Raw genomic sequence first — 19,054 nt, 5'->3', positions numbered from 1 at the left:
TGCTTTGTACTATAAGTTTAAGACGAATTACCTAATACTCTACGCCCGATGGATATAAAAACGATCATCCGCGATATTCCCGATTTTCCTCAAGCAGGAATTTTGTTTCGGGATATCACCCCTTTACTGGCACATCCACAAGGACTCACCACAATTATTAAAGGCTTTGCATCTGGATTTGCCGATGTCCAGATCGACTATGTTGTGGGTATGGAGTCTCGCGGTTTTATCGTGGGTGCGCCTATGGCGCAACATTTAGGTTGTGGCTTTATCCCCGTCCGCAAACCCAATAAGCTACCTGCCGCTGTACATCAAGTCGAATATGCCTTGGAGTATGGTACGGATAAGCTAGAGATGCACCAAGATGCTTTTCCATCAGGCAGTAAGGTTTTGATCTTAGATGATGTTATTGCTACAGGTGGTACGGCGGCAGCGGCGGCAAAACTGGTCTCTATGGCAGGAGGATCGCTTGTGGGCTTTGGCTTTATCGTTGAGCTAGACTTTTTAGCAGGTCGTAAGGTTTTGCCTGATGTGCCGATCGTGTCTTTGGTCAATTATTAGTTGGCTTATTCGCTAACTATCGTTTTAGAAAGCCTTTGAGGCTTAGCTCGATGGAGCGATCGCTGGGTATTGGCTTTTCCTAATCCCATCGCTTTGTCCTACGATTAAAAAACTACGACGCAGTTTAAAAGTTGCGCTATGCACTGAACTTAAATTTCGCTCTGTTGTGAATTCAATACTTTTGAATTATTTGTATTGGGTGTAATACCATTGCCTAGATTCAGAAAATCCCTGATATTATGCTATACCCAACGACCTTCACAAATGGCTACAAGGTGAAGGCATTCTCTATTCTTACATTCTCAGCGATCGCCCTAAATCATTAACTTCTCCACAAAGGCTCTCTCCATCAATCGCTTGGGCATCGCCCAAAAAGCAGATCTGGAAATTCTTCCTTCAGCATTGGTTGAGATCGGTAATGGATTGTAGCGGAAATGTAAAGTTCTCGCTCGGAATGTCAAGCAAAAGTACGATAATGCAGTTAGGTAATTGCTTCCTCAGAGCGCGATCGCGCTCTGAGGAAGCTAAGGAATTTCTATTTTCGGGTTCAGACAATATGCAAATTTGGTAGTTGTAATGTTTTGATATTTCTAGGGCAAATTGCAGGCTATTTACTGATGGACATCCGAGAAAAGCTAGAAAAGCATAAACAATGGCTGCTAAAAACGGAAGGTATTGATGCAGAAAAGTTTGTCGTCAAGGGATCTGAGCTAATTGGAGCCAACCTTAGAGGTGCTAATCTCAGAGAAGCCGATCTTGAGGGGGCTAACCTGATCGGTGCGAACCTTTTTGCTGCCAGTTTGATCGGTGCGAATCTAAGCAAAGCCAATCTTACAGAAGCTACGCTCATTAGCGCGAACCTCACAGCAGCCAACCTAATCGGTGCCAATCTTACAAAAACCAACTTGATTAGAGCCAATCTTAGCGAAACCAATCTTAGCGAAACCAATCTTTGGCAAGCCAATCTCAATCGAGCCGATCTCAATCAAGCGAATCTGAGTAAAGCCAATCTTAGCGAAGCCAATCTTAGCGAAGCCAATCTTAACAAAGCTATCCTCAGAGGTGCGAATCTGAGTGAAGTCAATCTTAGCGGAGCCAATCTTAGCGGAGCCAATCTTTGGCAAGCCAGGCTCTTTGATGCAGACCTCCATCGAGCGAACCTCGTGGGTGCTAATCTTTTTGATGCGAACCTCAGAGGAGCCAATCTTTTGGATGCAGACCTCCATCGAGCCAATCTTAGCGAAGCCAATCTCAATCGAGCTAATTTAGAGGGAGCTATACTCATTGGGGCTAACCTTGAAGGGACTGACCTCACAGGCAGCAATCTCAGCTTTGCCAATCTCAACCATACCAATCTCACTAGTGCCGATCTTAGAGGAGCTATTTTATGTCTTACCACCATGTCCAACGGACAAGTTGATAATTCAGGCTGCGACCTAAGGCAAAAGTAGGCTTTCCGAATCAGGATGTCTATCCATTGCCAGAATCATTTAGCTCGGAACACTTTTGGGAACGTCAATTTCCTCCTAGTGTTTTGTCCTAATAACGCACTCCCATCGCACTTCCACGCATGATGTATTTTGGCCCTTCAATGTCGATGGAGGTGCCAATTTTCACCTTTTCACTCCCAAAAACGATGCCATTTTCGGTGATTCGGGCAGTGCCAGCCAAGATAATCGAAAGATCTCTTTGGGATGTATCGATAGAGCGAGGATCGGAAACCGCTAGGGTTGTGCCATCGGGTTTAGGAACGAGTATTTTAGGAATAGAAATTTCGACTTTTTTGATCGTAACCTGCTCGCGGGGTTGATTGCGAATGATGATGCTGACCTTATCACCCACTTTTATGACATTAGCGGGGTCAATAATGCTCAGCCCTCTTACAATCATATCTACTTCTACAGGTTTGGTATCGGCAGCAATCATTTGGGCGATAGAGCTGCCATTGTTACCAGGAAGCAAAAATAAGCCAATTACGGTGATTACAATTGCCGCGATCGCACCAATATCAAGAATACTAACCTTGCCAAACAAGCGACCTTGCCGATCTAAAATTGCCATCTGTCTAAAAATTACTGATACTACGTTGAAGGTTGGGGCTGAAAACTACGGATTTTAGAGTTTGAAATTTTATGGTTCGATAGGATTATAGGTGAAAACTTGTACCTCTGGGGTTTGTGATGATTTCAAACACAAGACTCAAGGCTGTGTAGTAATTTTGCCGCGATCGCGCTGACCCAATTTTCATCCTGCTTCGTATAACTACGCGGTGCGTTTGCCCCCAGAACCATGACACCTTTCTCTCCTAATGGCTGCACGATCACGCCTTGGGTGTTTTCGGGCAAATAGGCAAACTCAAACCGACCTGGATAAATGGACAAACTCACTAAATACACAGGTTTTTGGGTTTTTAGCACCCGTTGCACGATGGTTCCGACATTGAGTTGATTTGCTTTTCCAAGCATACCGCGACGGCAGATGGTCTTGCCCTCATACCAAACCACGATCGCTTTAGTGACGCTATTGGTGAGTAAAGTGTGCGATGCCCAAGCCAGTTCAGTCTTAACGATTTCTGGTAAGGTTTGGTCTAATTCAAAACCTTCCTCGCCCACCAACACCACTGATTCGGGTAGCTTGGGTTGGATCTGCTGCCATAGCAGTCCAATTAAAATTAACAGAGCACTAAGAATTACACCTAGGGCATCTGAACGCGATTGACTGGAGGTGATGGTTGGTGTTAAGAGTCGGTTGACCATGAGTCCTAGTCCACCAATACAACCAACCACAAGGGGCAAATAACGAATCATGAACTTTTAAGATCTAAAGATAAAGTCAGTTTAGAAGGAGCGAAGCTCCTTGACAGGGTAAGACACCTGTTAATCAGATGGTACTTTGAGGTGGATTACTCAAATGAGGTTGACACAACTTCTTCTCTTTGCCGTTGAGAAAGAGTGTTTCAATTTCTGGCGCGGAGAGGGGTTTAGAAAATAAGTAACCCTGTCCAAATTCGCATCCAAGCTGTTGTAACCATTGTAATTGCTGTGGTGTTTCAATTCCTTCTGCTACCACGTCTAAACCCAGTTGATTGCTTAAGGCAACGATCGTACTCACAACTTGATAATTGCGATTTCCCTGCTGCATTTGACTGACAAAGGAGTAATCGATCTTTAAATTATCGGCGGGAAACCGATGCAAATAATTAAGGGATGAGAATCCAGTACCAAAATCATCGATGCTGATCTGGATTTTCCTGTCTTTTAGCTGGGTCAATAAATCAATCGTCTTTTTGATGTTCTCAATCAGCATACTCTCCGTAATTTCTAGAGCTATGGTACTTCCTTCTAACCCTGTTTCAGCCAAAACGCGATCGATATCTTCAATGAAACTGACTTTGCGAAGATCTTGGGCAGAGAGATTAATACTAATCTTGAGTGGGAAGTGACTGGAAAACTTTGTTTTCCAGATTGCCATCTGTTGACAGGCTTTTGCAAACATCCAGCTATCAAGCGGTACGATCAGTCCATTGGCTTCTGCTGCGGGAATAAATTCTGCTGGAGAGACGAACCCGCGCGTGGGATGTTGCCAGCGCACCAAGGCTTCAAATCCGATGAGGCGATCGCTAACAATATCGACAATTGGTTGATAGTATACGACAAACTCTTCCCGCTCCAGCGCCTTTCGCAGATCGGTTTCAAGCGTTAGCCGATTTACGGCTTGGGTATGCATTTCGGCATCAAAAATCTTATAAGAGTTCCTCCCTTGAGCTTTAGCGCGATACATAGCGATATCGGCATCTCGCAGCAAGTCTGAAGCTTTCACATAATCGGGAGTTCCCAGTACAATCCCAATACTGGTCGTGATAAATATTTCGCGCTCGTTGAGTTTAAAGGGAGACTGGAACTCGGCAAACAGATGCTCTGCAATCCGAAGTGCGTCTTGAATGCCTGCAATATCTTCTAACAAAATCACAAATTCATCCCCGCCCAGCCTAGAAGCTAAATACCGAGAGGCTAAATCGGTTTCGTTAATTTTGGTTTGGATGGTCTGTGCAATATCGATCAGCAGGCGATCGCCGACAAGATGCCCCAAACTGTCATTGATCATCTTAAACCCGTCAAGGTCAAGAAATAAAACAGCAAAGGTATAATTTTCCGTTTGATTGGCTTGGATAATCGCGAACTCAAGCCGTTCCATCAAAAGCTTGCGGTTGGGCAGATCGGTGAGGGCATCATATAAAGCATTATGAATGAGCATTACCGTCCGCTCTTCTACTTGTTTTTCTAGTTCAGTATTGCGGCTTTCTAATAGCTCTAATTTCTCTGCTTCTAGGATGGCTTGGCGATCGAGGGATGTTTGTAATTGGTCGTACTGATGTTTAATCCGCAGCATCGATTGAACCCGCGCCCGCAGTTCGAGCCCATTGACGGGTTTGCTGACAAAGTCATCAGCACCTGCTTGAAGACAGCGGGAGAGGTCTTCTTTGGTAGTTAAGGCTGTAACCATAATGATCGGAACTGCCTGCCATTGAGGCATCGCTTTAATCCGCCGACAAACCTCAATCCCATCGACCTCTGGCATCATCACATCTAACAAGATCGCATCAGGCTGAAATGCCTCCAAAGAAGCGATCGCTTCTTGACCACCCGAAGCATAATGCAATTGATAACCACGGTTGTGAAGGAGAGCTTCAATCACATCAAAGTTCTCGGGTTCATCATCAATAACTAGAATAGAAAACTGATGCATGACGGTTATCTTACTAAAGGCAATGTAATATGAACTGAGGTCTCTTGGTGGTAAATACTTGAAATTGAGAATTCGCCCCCATAAATTTCTGTGATTTTCTTAACAATCTTCAAACCTAAACCAACCCCCTGTTGTTCGTAATACTTGCGTTCAAACTGCATAAATGCCCCAATTTTAGCTATCTGTTCTTCGGTCATGCCTCGTCCGAGATCTAAAACCCATAGATGAAACATGCGATCAATTTTACCGATTACTTTGACAGATGTTCCCGATTGAGAAAATTTAAAAGAATTTTCCAACAGTTCTTCGACAATACATTGCAAATCTTTAGGGCTTACAGCCACCTTAAATTCTTGAAAATCGAGGACTAGGTCAAGGGTTCGATTAAATTTTTCAGCTAGAGCTTTAGCAATATATTCAATTTCATTTTGCGAAGAAATCCGTCCGTAATCAGATCCATTTGCTGAAGAATTATCGATCTTATGGGTATCCATCTCTAACTGAAGGTAAATCAAAAATCTTTGAATCAATTTTTCTAATCGAACGGCTGACTGTTGAGCGAGTATCAAGAATTCATAAATTTCTTCAGCAATCATGCTGTCGTATTGATCGATCAAGATTCCGATGACTCCAGAAATCCCGCTTAGGGGCGTATTTAACTCGTGGGGTAAACTAGAGACTAGGTTACGACGTAATTCACTCAAGCTATTTTGCAAGAGGTCAATCGTATTTGCTTGCAGCTCTGACATTGTTTGGATGCTTTCGTACTGCTGTCTAATTCGTAGCATAGAGCTAACTCTAGCGCGAAGTTCAATACTGTTGACGGGTTTACTAATAAAATCATCAGCTCCCGCTTTGAGACAGCGAGCAAGGTCTTCTTTAGCTGTTAAGGCTGTAACCATGATGATCGGTACTGCTTGCCATTCAGGCATGGCTTTAATCTGCCGACACACCTCCATCCCATCTATTCCTGGCATCATGACATCCATTAAGATGACATCAGGCTGGAATATATCTAGAGACTTTAACGCTTCTTGCCCCCCAGAAGCATAGTGCAACTGATACTCGCTATCTGACAAGAAAGCATCAATCACATCAAAGTTATTAGGTTCATCGTCTACAACTAAGATAGAGGGCATATTCATGGATTCACATCCTTTGCTGCTAAAAGTTGTTGAATTACAGTTGCCAATTGTTTGAGCTTAACAGGTTTCGCGAGATATTCATTAGCACCTGCGGCAAGACATCTTTCGCGATCGCTTGGCATTGCTAGAGCAGTCAAGGCAATGATGGGGATATGGGCAAATTGGAGATCGGCACGAATTAGCTTTGTTGCCTCTAGTCCATCGAGGACGGGCATTTGGACATCCATCAAAATCAAATCAGGCAGGCTTGCCTTGGTCATGGCGATCGCCTCCTGTCCATTTTTTGCCAAGAGCATACGATATCCCTTGGCACCTAGATAGCTAGAGATGGTGCTAATATTGGCTTCGTTATCTTCTGCCAGCAAAATCAGGGGTGATTTTAACTCTCCTACCGTTTCTTCTGTTTCCCTAAGGGTGGAATTCCTATCAGGATTGATATCATTCGTAACCTCAGGAGATAGTAAAGATCTGTTATCACAGGGTAAATCGACTGTAAAACGACTGCCAATACCGACTTCACTGCTCAAACCTACTTTTCCCCCATGCAGTTCGACGATGCCCTTGACGAGGGCAAGTCCAAGTCCTGTGCCTTCATATTTGCGGTTTAGGGCACCGTCGATTTGGATAAAGGGCTGAAATAATTTGTTGAGATTTTCTGGCGCAATCCCAATGCCTGTATCGATCACTGCTATCCGAATAAAATCCTGAGGGGGGAAACCTGATGCAGAGAAATTTGTCTTTTCTGCAAGAGAGGGAAGGTATGTTACTTCTAGGGTGATATGACCTCCCTCTGGCGTAAATTTCACAGCATTATTAAGCAGATTAATCAAAACCTGTCGGATGCGCCGCTGATCTAGCAGCATAGTTGGCAGATTGGATGGAATTTTGACTTCAAGCTGAAGCTGTTTTTTGAAAGCCTGTTGTTTGATATACGCCAAACTAGCTTGACAAAGTTGTTCGATGGATACGAACGTGCAGTGCAATTGTACTTGTCCAGCTTCGATTTTTGCCAGTTCGAGAATGTCGTTAATTAGTTCCAGTAGATGCGTACCGCTATTCTCGATGGTTTGCAATGCCCGTCGTTGTTGAGGCGAGATCGCTCCAAACACCTCTTCTTGTAACCCTTCAGACATCCCCAAAATTGCGTTAAGGGGCGTGCGCAACTCATGGCTCATATTTGCGAGAAACTCATCTTTGAGGCGAGTCGCACGCATAAGTTCTTCGTTAGAGATCGCAAGTATCTGATTGGTCTTTGTAAGTTGAGCCTCGGCGGTTTGTCTCTCTAGCAATTCTTTTTGCAACTGCTGGATGAGGCTTGCTTGCTGAATCGCGATCGCTAATTGGTTGGCAATCTGCTGAATAAACTTAATCTCAAATTTTTTCCAATGCCGAGAATCAGAACATTGATGGATGCAGAGCAAGCCCCACAGCTCTTCTCCGTTAAGCAACGGCACAATGAGATTTGCTCGAATCTGAAACTGCGCCAAAACATCTCGGTGGCAATCAAGCAGTTCGGCATTATAGATATCATCTATCGCTTGAATTCTCCCCTGTTGATATTGGGCAACGTACCGTTCGCCAAAGCAACGATCGCGAACTTTAATTGCCAAGACAGAGTCAAACCCTTCAAGTACTGATTCGGCGACAAACTCACCATCATCAAAGTTTGAATCGGGATAAAACTTGAAGATACCGACACGATCGGTATGCATAAATTGACGAATCTCATGGCAAGCTGTGTCAAAAATCGCAGACAAGTCAATCGCTTGACTGATTCGTTGGGTGATTTCTCGCAGTAAGGCTTCTCTTTGTGCTTGTTCTTTTAATCTGGCTTCTGTAAGTTTGCGATCGCTAATGTCAAAATTAACACCAATTAACTTGATAGGAAGACCTTGCGGATCTCGATGGATGAGCGCATAAGCTTTAATGAACTTGATCGTTCCGTTAGGGTGGGTAATGCGAAATTCTGTGTCATATTCAACCTCGCCCTGCAATACCATTTTAGTAAAAATTTGAGCATTGGGGCGATCGTCTGGATGCAACCTACTCAGCCACACTTCATAGGAGCCATCAAAGCTCGATGGACTCGTTCCATACAATTCGTGCATTTGCTCATTCCAAATGAGCTTATCCAGAACAACATCCCATTCCCAAATGCCGATTTGGGCAGACTTAACTGCTAGTTCTAATCGACTTGACAGACTGCGCATTTGCTCTTCCCGTTCTTTAAGTTCGGAAGTGCGTTTTTCTACCTTTGCTTCTAGTGACTGGTTCAGTTGGTAGAGATCTTGCTCTGCTGCTTTAAGATCGGTAACGTCTTGAGTTGTCCCCAGAACCTTATTGGGTATACCATATTCATTCCTACTAAATACGACTTCTTGCGATCGCATCCATCGCCAAGAGCCATCTTGATGACGCACTTGATACTCAGAAGTTGACACTTCTCCATCCTTAGCAGTTTCCCAAAAGAGCAGACTTTGCACGAACAAAGATCGATCGTCTGGGTGCAGAATATCTAAGAAAAATTGGAAGCCTCTTTGACGGATCGTCTCAGGGATGTAGCCAAGTATATTTAAGGACTGCTTGTTAACGTAGAGATAGTTACCGTCAATAGGATCGAAAACATATAAAAGCTGTGGCGAGTTATTTGCGATCGCTTCGACAAAGTGTTTGCTTTCAAGTAGCTCCGACTCTATCCGCTGTCGTTCTGACAGTTCGGATTGCACCTGTTGATAAGCAGTTGCCTGCTGGATGGCGATCGCGAGTTGGGTTGCAAGCTGTTCCAAGAGCGCGATCTCTTCTGTCTGCCATTCGCGAGGAGAGTGACTTTCCGTTGCATTTAGCACTCCCCAGAGAGTCTCTCCATGCAAGATGGGGACTAAAATTTTTGCCCGAATCTGTAAGTTTTCCAGTAGATTTCGATGGCACGCGCTCATTTCGGTGCTGTAGATATCCGACACAACACGAATTTTGCCATCGCGATAGGCATCAATCCAATCCGCAAAGCAAGGATCGTAAATTTGCTGCCCAATGTACGAGCCATTGCCATCGGTGGTCGATTTGGCTACAACAATTGCACTCCAATCTGGTTGAAACTGCCAAACAGAAACAAGATCGCAGCGTAAAAGCGATCGCATTTCCTCAACGGTGGTATTGAGAATCTCTTGTAAGTTGAGCGAAGACCGAATTTGGGAGGCGATTGAAGCAATCAGTTGTTCCCGCTCTGCTTTTTTTTGTAGTGAGGCAGTTCGTTCCTTAACCTGCCGTTCTAGTTCGGTATTGCGATTCTCTAGCAGATCGATTCTCTCGGTTTCTAGTCGCAAAACCTTCTGCTCTAAAACTTCAGCTAACCTATAGAGGTCTAAGGGGTTGAGGGCATTCAAAAGACTGCTCTGGGTCACAATGCCTAACAATTCCCCTTGCGAACCCGTCACCGCCAATCGACGGATTAATCGCTGCTCCATCATCTGCTGTACGACCCAAAGCGAATCATCAGGATTCACTGAGAAGATCGGCGCACTCATGACTGACTGGGCCTGATAGGTCTCAAAATCTAGATTCAACGCTTGAAATTGAACGACATCGCGCTCGGTCACAATTCCAACGGGAATTTGTAGGGATTCCTGCTGCTCGCCCACTTGGGCTTGCACGATCGCGACGGAACTGACGCGATGCTCTGCCATCAATCGCGCGATCGCCAGCATCGGCACATCTGGAGGCGCACAAATTACTTCAGAGGTCATGACTTCAGCCACAGTACGCAGACGTAGCAGATCGACTGGACGCGATGTTTGCCGCAAACTTTCATGGGTCAGCAATCCTACTGGGCGATCGCGATCGTCAAGCAGGGGCAAATGGCGAATATGGTACTGCTGGAGTAGATTGATTGCAAAGAAGAGATCGGTAAAGGTAGACTCGCGCAGCGTAATCAAGTTGGATACCATGACATCGCGAATTCCCAGATTATCTAAAGATCGTTTCTGAGCGCTGAGTCGCACCACATCCCGTTCTGTCAGAATGCCCAAAAGCTTCTGGTCTTGGACAATTAATACGCAACTCGATCGCGCTTCAATATGCCAGTCATCCATCTGGCTATTAACGCCTTTTAATGTGGAGCAAACCGTACGCAAACCGCTCATCATGGCGATCGCATCCATCACAGTCATATCAGGTGCAACCACTAAAGGATCGCGAACGATCGCAGAAGTAAGTTCATCTTGAGTCAGGGCTGTTGCAGGAATAAGCATTTTTGTGGAGCTTAGGCTATAGCTAGCATTCTTATAGTGGCAGCTAAAATAGGGTAATTGATTGAATCCATAGGATTTTTGAACGATGGGTTAAAAAAAACGACATTCACATAAAATCAATATTTATATAGAAGCATTTTTTTGAGAAGACTCGATAGTTGTTCAGTATCAAACAATTTGGCGGATTGGCAACGAACTTCCCCAACTGCTTAAATTTCCCCCTCTGAATCTAGCGCATTGCTATATATAGTTTATTTTACAGTAATTTCTCCATAATGTAATTGACGAATGTTTCGCCTCGACAAGCTACCTCCTGCTGAGATAAAACAGAAAATCCCATGCGCTCAAAAAAGGGCTTTGCCGTGATGCTTGCCTCAACAAATACGCGACACAAACCCAGATCGACGGCTTTAGCTTCAATCGCCCGATAGATTTGACTGCCAACCCTACAGCGCTGATGGTTCTTATGGCTGTAGAAGCAGTCGATATGACCGTGAGGTTCTAATTCGCCAAACCCAATAATTTCACCCTTTCGCTCGGCGACATAGGTAAAGCGGCTCGAACATACCTTTGCCCAGTCTCTAAAATCAAGATTGTCAGGTGCCCATGCTTTAATTTGCTCGCTGGAATAATCGCGAATGTTGATTTCCCGCACGGTGTCGTGAAACAACTGCGCTACCTGTGCGGCATCTTGGATTTCAAACAATCTGACTTCCACCATCAGCGACAAACCTCCTCAGCGATCGCTTGCTTAAATAACGTGAGTTCGGGTTAAGGATTTTTGGATATTGCGAATCAATTTGATTCTTCCCCCTTTTTAAGGGGGATTGAGGGGGATCTTGAATTGCATTGCGGTTCAGGGTTTCTTATCCCGAACTGACTTTATACCAATTTTACTTAGATTTGCAACAGATCGAGATTTGAGTTCCGCGCTCCGCGCGGTCTTTCAAAAGATAATGCGTCGCATTATCTTTTGAAAATGGTATTAAATACCAAATCCGAATAGAATCTGTCGATCCATCTATTCTCTCATGCCTTACCCCATAAAAGCTTGAGATGAACTGGACATAACGCAAGTTTCAGATTGCAAAAGGAAATATCTATCCATTAAAGTATTTGCATCGCGAACCAGTAGATCGAGGGTGCGATCGCGATCGCGGGTAGAAAAGAAGAAACTCTGATTTTGGTTGCACCCGTCGCAAGCTCTAATAGGTTTAAGCTCAAGCCCAAGAGCAAAATGCCACCCACGCCTGTAATCAGCAGTACGGGGGGAGCATTTGCGGGGTCGGGGAGTGCCTGTGCCAAGCCACCTGCTAACAGGGACAAACCACCTTGATAGAGAAATACGGGTAATGCCGAGAAACCCACACCGATACCGTAACTACTGGCAAAAGCGATGGAAATGAAGCCATCTAGGGCTGCTTTAAGTACTAACAGGTTGCTGTCCCCCGTGAGTCCATTGTTGAGGCTTCCGATAATTGCCATAGGCCCGATGCAAAAGAGCAAACTAGCTATCACAAAACCTTCGGTAAATTTTCCACTGCCTTTAAATTTGGCTTTTAGCCAATCGCCTACATATTCCAAATGCCGCTCAATTTGCCACCATTCCCCTAAGATGCCACCGATCGCGAGGGCTGCCAAGCCAATCAAGATGCCATCGATCTTACCGATTTTGACCTTGAGTAGGTTACTTGCCATATTGAGGCTGATAAAGAGAACGATCAGTCCTGTGGATTGCGTAAATATATACTTCATATTTGATAGCAATCGCCCTCGCAGTAACAGTCCGCTAAAGGTTCCGATCGCGATCGCAAGGGTATTAACCCATGTCCCACTGGTTCTTGCCCAAAAATCTAACATGGATATTGTTTCCAGAAATCTCCTGCCTTCTCAAACAGGTTCTAACATTTTTCCGATCGCTTCAGCATCCAGAGGTTTGGAAAACAGAAACCCTTGCCCAAATCCGCAATCTAATTCTTTGATCTGTGTTAACTGCTCCTGAGTTTCTATGCCCTCGGCTGTCGTACTCAGACCCAGACTTTTAGCTAATGCCACGATCGCCCGAATAATTTCAGTATTCTCACCATTTTTACCAATTCTCATGACAAAGGAGCGATCGATCTTGAGGCGATCGATCGGCAAACGATGAAGATAACTTAAGGAAGAATAACCCGTACCAAAATCATCAATGCTCAACTGAATGTGCCGATTTTGCAGTTGCTCGATGATTTTGCTGGCAAATTCAGCATTGCCCATAATGTCACTTTCTGTAATTTCCAGCCTTAAATTCTGACCTTGGATTCCTGTTTCTTGGAGGATACGATCGATTTGCTCCAATAGATCGAAACTCATGAAGTGCTTGACCGAAAGATTTACGCTCATGGTTAAAGACTGAGCGACTAAACCTCGATCTTGCCAAATCAGAAGTTGGCGACAGGCTTGGCGCATAATACAAAGGTCAATTGCCATAATTAACCCAGTTTCCTCGGCGATCGGAATAAATTTGCCAGGAGGAATCAGTCCTTGCTCTGGGTGAACCCATCGCGCCAGTGCTTCAAATCCCACAATTTGGTTGTCAGCTAACGAGAGGATTGGCTGGTAATGGGTGACAAACTCATTCCTTACCAAGGCTTTTCTCAAGTCAGTTTCCAACTGCAAACTGGTAAAGGCGCGTTGATGCATCGTCGACTCGAACACCTGATAGCAAGCTTTACCATTTGCCTTAGCTCGGTACATGGCTGTATCGGCATCTCGCAAAATATGTTCGGGCTGTTCGTAACTTTCGCTTCCCAGCACAATCCCAATACTGACATTCGTGAATACTTGGTATTCACCAAGCTGAAAAGGTGTTGCTAATTCTCGATGGATGTCTTTGGCAATTTGGGTAGCGTCAGTAAGACCCTCAATGTCCTTAAGCAGAATTGTAAACTCGTCTCCGCCTAGGCGGCAAAAGGTCGCGCCAGGGCGCAAACATAGCTCGATACGACGGGAGATGGAAACCAGCAGTTGATCGCCAACCAGATGTCCAAGGGAATCATTGATCGACTGGAAGCGATCGCAGTCTAAAAAAAGTACGGCAAAGTGATGCTCGGGCTGCTGCTTGACCTGTTTGAGCATTTGCTCTAAGGACTTCATAAACCAGGCTCGATTTGGCAGTCCTGTGAGGACATCGTGCAGAGCTACATGCAGCAACTTCTCTTGCGCTTGCAGGCGTTCGGCAATCTCGTGTTCCAGTTGAGAGGTTCGTTGGCGAACCCGTTGTTCGAGTTCGGAATTGAGCTGATGAATCTCTTTTTGAGCGGCTCTCAGGCTCAAATGGGTTTGAATGCGGGCTAAAACTTCCTCCAACTGGAATGGCTTGGTGATGTAATCAACACCGCCCACAGTAAAGGCTTTGACCTTATCTAATACTTCATCTAGGGCACTCAGAAAAATCACAGGAATATCGCGGGTTTTTATGTTGGCTTTCAGGTGTTGGCAAACTTCATAACCATCGATATTTGGCATCATAATGTCGAGCAAAATTAAATCTGGCTGGGCTGCCTGCGCCACGGTCAATGCCATAGCCCCTTCCATGACGCTGCGTACTTTATAGCCTTGCTCAGTCAAGGTTGTCGATAAAAACCGTAAGTTGTTTGGCGTATCGTCAACAATTAAGATGTCACCGTTATATTTGCTAGCCATTCTTAGTTAACACCCGTAAAGTTTTGGTCTAAAGCTTCCTAACTGACTAGTTATTTGTCGCTGATTCGTTGTTGGTAAGAGCCTCTTGAGCCAAAACCATGATTTGATTGTAACAAAAATTATTAATTAGATTGAGTAATGCCTGAGTTAAAGAATGATTCGTTGCAGGAATTGCTTTGATTAATTCGGCAATTAAATCATTATCGGCAAGAGTAGCAGCTTGATAGAGTTGCTCAATCCAAGTATTCGGCATCAGGCATAAGTATGTTTTTAGGTCAGCATCAGATATAGGGGCGTCAGTTGTTTCTTCTAAGTTAGTGTTTTTATTTATTTCGTTTTCATACAAATAGCATACTCCCAAATATTCTGCCAATTTATCAAAAATTACCGCTTCTCGAAATGGCTTGCGCACAAAATCATCGCAACCAGCGGATAGAACGATCGCTTTTTCTTCTTCTAAAGCACTAGCCGTTAAAGCGATAATGACTGTGGCTTGACCTTTTAAGTGAGACTTGATTTGCCTGGTCGCTTCGTATCCATCCATAACGGGCATTCGCATATCCATCCAGATTAGGTGCGGTTGCCACTGTTCCCAGATCGCGATCGCTTGCGCGCCGTTCTCTGCCTCCTGCACTTGAAAGCCAATGGATTCCAGTAATTTAACGAGAAAATACCGACTTTGCCAGCGATCTTCCACCACTAAAAGACGATATTCTGGTTGGTTGGGTGCTAAACCGACGACCTGCAAATCGGGCGATCGCGGCGATTGCATTTTTGCTTCGATGACATCGACTGGAAGGCAGACTTGAAAGATGCTACCCTCGCCTAACTTACTTCTGACTGAGATCTTTCCACCCATTAATTGCGCAAATTTACGACTGATGGGCAATCCTAAGCCAGTTCCTTCTATCGCTTGTTTGCCGATTTCCGTTTGTTCAAATGCCTCAAATACCTGTTCTAACTTATCTGCTGGAATGCCATTACCTGTGTCTGCCACCTCAAAGATCAGCATCGTCTTGGTTTCGGTATTTAGAGATTCTATATCTGTCGAGGGGGAGATCGCTTCAATTGATAGCATCACAGTGCCGCGATCGGTAAATTTAATCGCATTGCTGAGCAGATTGATTAAAATCTGGCGCAGTTTGCCTTCATCCGTGATAATCCATTGCGAAACCGTTGGCGATCGCTCAAAAATCAATTGCAATGCTTTCTCCTTAGCTCTGATTTGAAACATCTCTTCGAGGATATTCAAGAGATGACAGAGATCGAAACTCGTTTCATTCAGCGTAATTCGACCTGCTTCAATTTTTGCCATATCCAAAACATCATTGATTAGTTCCAGTAGATGTTCTCCACTGTTATGCACGATTTTTAGATAAGAACGATGATTTTCCTTGAGGGATAGATCCCGCGCCATCAGTTGCGTAAATCCGAGAATGGCATTGAGTGGCGTCCGCAGTTCGTGACTCATGTTTGCTAGAAACTGGCTTTTGGCTTGGCTAGCAGCCTCAGCGGCCTGTTTTGCCTGTTTGAGATCTTGCTCGGCTTGCTTGCGTTCGGTGATGTCACGCGCCACCCAAATTACTGTTTCATCATCGATCGGAGAAATTCTCGCATTTAACCAAACTTCACGATCGGCATTGAGGCGACTATACTCAATATTTAAGGTTTTTTGGGTTTCTAAACATTGTTGAATGGAACTTGCAAATCGCTTAGCCTGTTCTGAAGAGAAAATGTCTGCGGGAGTCTTGCCAATCATGTCACTAAAAGTTCGGAATCCGAGTTGTCGCTCAGTGGAGGGGATTTTGAGCACCCGTCCATCAGAATCGAGAACGAGGATCAAGTCATCCATGGCAGCAAATAGTGCGCGCATTTCCGCATTTGCGGCTTGGATGGTTGCTTCTGCCTGTTTGCGATCGATTCCTAAGGCGATCGCATTGGTTACGGACTCCATTTCTTTAAGCGTTGTATCGCTTAATGGGTATCGAGCAAAAACGGTCATGACCCCAACGATACGTTCCTTTACCACCAAGGGATATCCTGCAAATGATACTAGGTTTTCTTGTAGCATCCATTCCTTGTTAAGAATATTCTGCTCGTTGAGCAAATCGTTGGTCAAGTATGGCTGACGAGCTTGAGCGATTAGACCGACCTTGTATTGACCTACTGGAATGTGCCTGTGAGTCATCTCTATATGATACAGCCCAGCACTGGCTTGCAATTCCAAGGCACTCTCAGTTTCATCGAGCGTCCAAATTTGGGCGAGGGCAATATTCAAATGTCGCCATAGAGATTCAACACAACCATCGAGCAGTTCAGCTAAGGAATCAGCATGGCTCTGCATCGAGCCAAGTTCTGCCATTAAGATCGATAGGTGAACCCGCTCTAAAAGATTGGCTTCCACTTGCTTGCGATCGCTAATATCAAAGATCGCGCCATCAAGCCAAAGCAAGTTGCCATCTTGCGTGAATATCCCTTGCCCTTTTTCATAGAACCAACGGATCTCACCATTAGCATCAATGATGCGGTATTCAAGAATATAGGGCTGCTTGAGCGCAACACCCTCACCAACAATTCGTTCCACCATCTGTTGGTCTTCTGGATGGATAATGCTTGCCCAACTTCGTACTTGATTGCCAATAAAATCTTCAACTGGATAGCCCGTTGCTTCTAAAACCGCACCACCAATAAATTCCATCGTCCAGTCAGCATCACAGGCACAACGATAGACAATTCCAGGAATGTTGGCAACAAGGGTTCTAAACCGCTCTTCGCTATGGCTTAAAGCGGCTTCTATCTGTTTGCGATCGGTAATATCATTGTGGAGCGAAAGAACGCAGGCTTCTCCGTTGATTTCAACGATTTCAGCGGAGACCAGAATTGTCGCGATTTCTTGCGATTTCTTGCGATAGTTAAATTCAAAGTTGTAAAACGCGCCTTTTTCATCTAAAGCTTGAGAAAAACGAACTAGATCTTCGAGATTATACCAAAGGGGTAGTTCCTCAACCTTCTTTCCGATCAATTCTTCTAATGTATAGCCCGTGTAAAACAAGTAGCTCTGGTTGACTTTGACGACTCGTCTGTTAGCGCGATTGGAAATCGCGATCGGGTATGGAGAAGCCCAGAATATTTTAGAGAAAAGTTCCTCTGATGCTCGTAATGCTGAAGTGCGTTCCTCGACCTGTTGTTCTAATCCCTGATTGACGCTCTCTAGTTTCGCAAAAGACTGCTTTAACTGAAATGCCATTTGGTTAAAGGCTTGGGAGAGCATATTGAGTTCGTCAATCTCAGCAGAGGGAACTTCCCGCTCGAGATCGCCATTCGCCAGAGCCTGACTTGCCAAGGTCAAACGCCGCAGGGGTTTGTTGATATAACGCGTGGTGAGAATGCCTAAAGCGATCGCACCTCCAAGAGCCAAGCAAGTGAGAAAAATTGTGACCTGTCGCCTCGCATCAATTTGCTCCGTGAAATCAGATTCGGGTAAGACGATCGCAATTAGCCAGTTAATGCCGCGAGCGTCTCGATAAGGGATTACCCTGAGAAACTGGCGTCGATTGCCTAAAAAAAACTCCAGTTTTTGTTCGTTCTGAATCTGCTCGAAGCTACCAAACTGGCGTTCTAGGTACTGAGCTGCGGAGCGAATCAGCGGCTGGCTACTATCTTCGATCGGTAGTCGTTGACCTGTCTTGGAGTCGCTTGCGATCGCATAGGGAGTTTCAGCCTCTGAGCTAGCTACCATTAACCCTGAAGGCTCAATAATAAAGGCTTGACCAGACTTGCCAATTTTTAGGCTGCTTAAGAATTTGTGGATATCCTTTAGAGAAAAATCGACACCCAAAACGCCTATGCGATTACCCGCAGCATCATAGACAGCAAGACTGGCAGTAATCACTCGATCGAGTAGAACAGAATCTTGATAAATTTCACTCCAAACAGGTTTATCAGTTTTTAGAGATGCCTGATACCAAGGTCGGGTTCGAGCATCATAAAATTCTGGATTCCCTTTCTGGTTGAGACGATTTCCCTGACGATCTAGGCTGTAATAGTAGCGTTGAAAACCATGGTTAATTGCCAGTTGTAGCGATCGCTCCGACTCTAATCGCGTGATGCCAATGAATTCCCCCTTCTTTTCGCCGCCATAATAGATCCAAGAGACTGATGGGAAAAGTTGAATCTGTCGCCAAAGATAGCGTTCGCTACTTCGATCTTGTGGTTTTAGCTCTCCCCGTTGGATGGCATCGGTGTTAATCTGGTTGATTAGATGCGGAGTTTCGAGATAGGAGGTTAGTTTTTGCCCGATGCGATCGCTGATTTCATCTTGAAGTTGACTGACCAAATTTGCAATCGTCTCTTGTTCGCTGCGCCAAGATAGCCAGGCTGCTAGTCCTGATATGCCAGCAATCAAAACGCAGAACTGACCGATCAGAATAAACCGAAGCGTTAACTTTTTGGGTTTGCGAGACAGGACTGGATCTTGGAGATTGCGATCGCGCATAGGACTACTTTGGCTAAAGTTTCCACATCTTTGAAATCATTCTACTTTAACGTGAATTCGGGTTAAGGACTTTGGAGCAAAGCAAACCAACTGGTTGGAACCGAAGAGTTTGATCCCCCTGCCCGATAGGGCAGCCTCCTTACAAAAGGGGGACAAGTAATACCATTTTCAAAAAG

Annotated in this window: 11 protein-coding genes; 2 read left to right on the top strand and 9 right to left on the bottom strand. The window is 44.8% G+C overall.

The features are described 5' to 3' along the window. Positions 1-48 precede the first annotated feature (48 nt). The gene (locus ACP2WE_RS19965; RefSeq protein ID WP_425217299.1) at positions 49-561 is read left to right on the top strand and encodes an adenine phosphoribosyltransferase; all 513 of its coding nucleotides are present in this window, start codon (positions 49-51) and stop codon (positions 559-561) included. Between the two features lie 617 nt (positions 562-1,178). Continuing rightward, positions 1,179-2,012 carry a pentapeptide repeat-containing protein gene (locus tag ACP2WE_RS19960; protein WP_425217298.1) on the top strand — a complete coding sequence of 278 codons (834 nt, stop codon included), beginning with the start codon at positions 1,179-1,181 and terminating at the stop codon, positions 2,010-2,012. Positions 2,013-2,100: 88 nt separating this feature from the next. Here ACP2WE_RS19960 and ACP2WE_RS19955 read toward each other — a convergent pair whose 3' ends face one another. The 9 genes from ACP2WE_RS19955 to ACP2WE_RS19915 all read right to left on the bottom strand — a co-directional run bounded on the left by ACP2WE_RS19955 (position 2,101) and on the right by ACP2WE_RS19915 (position 18,878). Continuing rightward, positions 2,101-2,622 carry a DUF4330 domain-containing protein gene (locus ACP2WE_RS19955; protein ID WP_425217297.1) on the bottom strand — a complete coding sequence of 174 codons (522 nt, stop codon included), beginning with the start codon at positions 2,620-2,622 and terminating at the stop codon, positions 2,101-2,103. A gap of 125 nt (positions 2,623-2,747) precedes the next feature. Further along, on the bottom strand, positions 2,748-3,368 hold the full coding sequence (locus ACP2WE_RS19950) for a cofactor assembly of complex C subunit B (protein WP_425217296.1): 621 nt from the start codon (positions 3,366-3,368) through the stop codon (positions 2,748-2,750). 73 nt (positions 3,369-3,441) lie between these two features. After that, entirely contained in the window at positions 3,442-5,307 is a 1,866-nt protein-coding gene (locus ACP2WE_RS19945) for an EAL domain-containing response regulator (RefSeq protein WP_425217295.1), read from the bottom strand. 5 nt (positions 5,308-5,312) lie between these two features. Further along, the gene (locus tag ACP2WE_RS19940) at positions 5,313-6,452 is read right to left on the bottom strand and encodes a hybrid sensor histidine kinase/response regulator (protein WP_425217294.1); all 1,140 of its coding nucleotides are present in this window, start codon (positions 6,450-6,452) and stop codon (positions 5,313-5,315) included. After that, a complete protein-coding gene (locus tag ACP2WE_RS19935) occupies positions 6,449-10,699 on the bottom strand; it encodes a GAF domain-containing protein (protein ID WP_425217293.1) in 4,251 nt (1,416 codons plus the stop codon). The genes ACP2WE_RS19940 and ACP2WE_RS19935 overlap by 4 nt, the downstream gene beginning before the upstream one ends. A gap of 256 nt (positions 10,700-10,955) precedes the next feature. After that, entirely contained in the window at positions 10,956-11,420 is a 465-nt protein-coding gene (locus tag ACP2WE_RS19930; protein WP_425217292.1) for a GNAT family N-acetyltransferase, read from the bottom strand. A gap of 386 nt (positions 11,421-11,806) precedes the next feature. After that, entirely contained in the window at positions 11,807-12,559 is a 753-nt protein-coding gene (locus ACP2WE_RS19925; protein WP_425217291.1) for a DUF554 domain-containing protein, read from the bottom strand. 30 nt (positions 12,560-12,589) lie between these two features. Next, positions 12,590-14,383 (bottom strand): EAL domain-containing response regulator, encoded by a 1,794-nt coding sequence (locus ACP2WE_RS19920; protein ID WP_425217290.1) that lies wholly within the window; start codon positions 14,381-14,383, stop codon positions 12,590-12,592. Between the two features lie 46 nt (positions 14,384-14,429). Next, entirely contained in the window at positions 14,430-18,878 is a 4,449-nt protein-coding gene (locus ACP2WE_RS19915; protein ID WP_425217289.1) for a PAS domain S-box protein, read from the bottom strand. Between the last annotated feature and the right edge of the window lie 176 nt (positions 18,879-19,054).

Origin of the sequence: Tumidithrix helvetica PCC 7403 (assembly GCF_965232925.1) — a bacterium.
Taxonomy (GTDB): domain Bacteria; phylum Cyanobacteriota; class Cyanobacteriia; order Pseudanabaenales; family Pseudanabaenaceae; genus Tumidithrix; species Tumidithrix helvetica.
The sequence above is the reverse complement of the archived record's forward strand: the minus strand, read 5'-3'. Positions and strand labels throughout refer to the sequence as shown.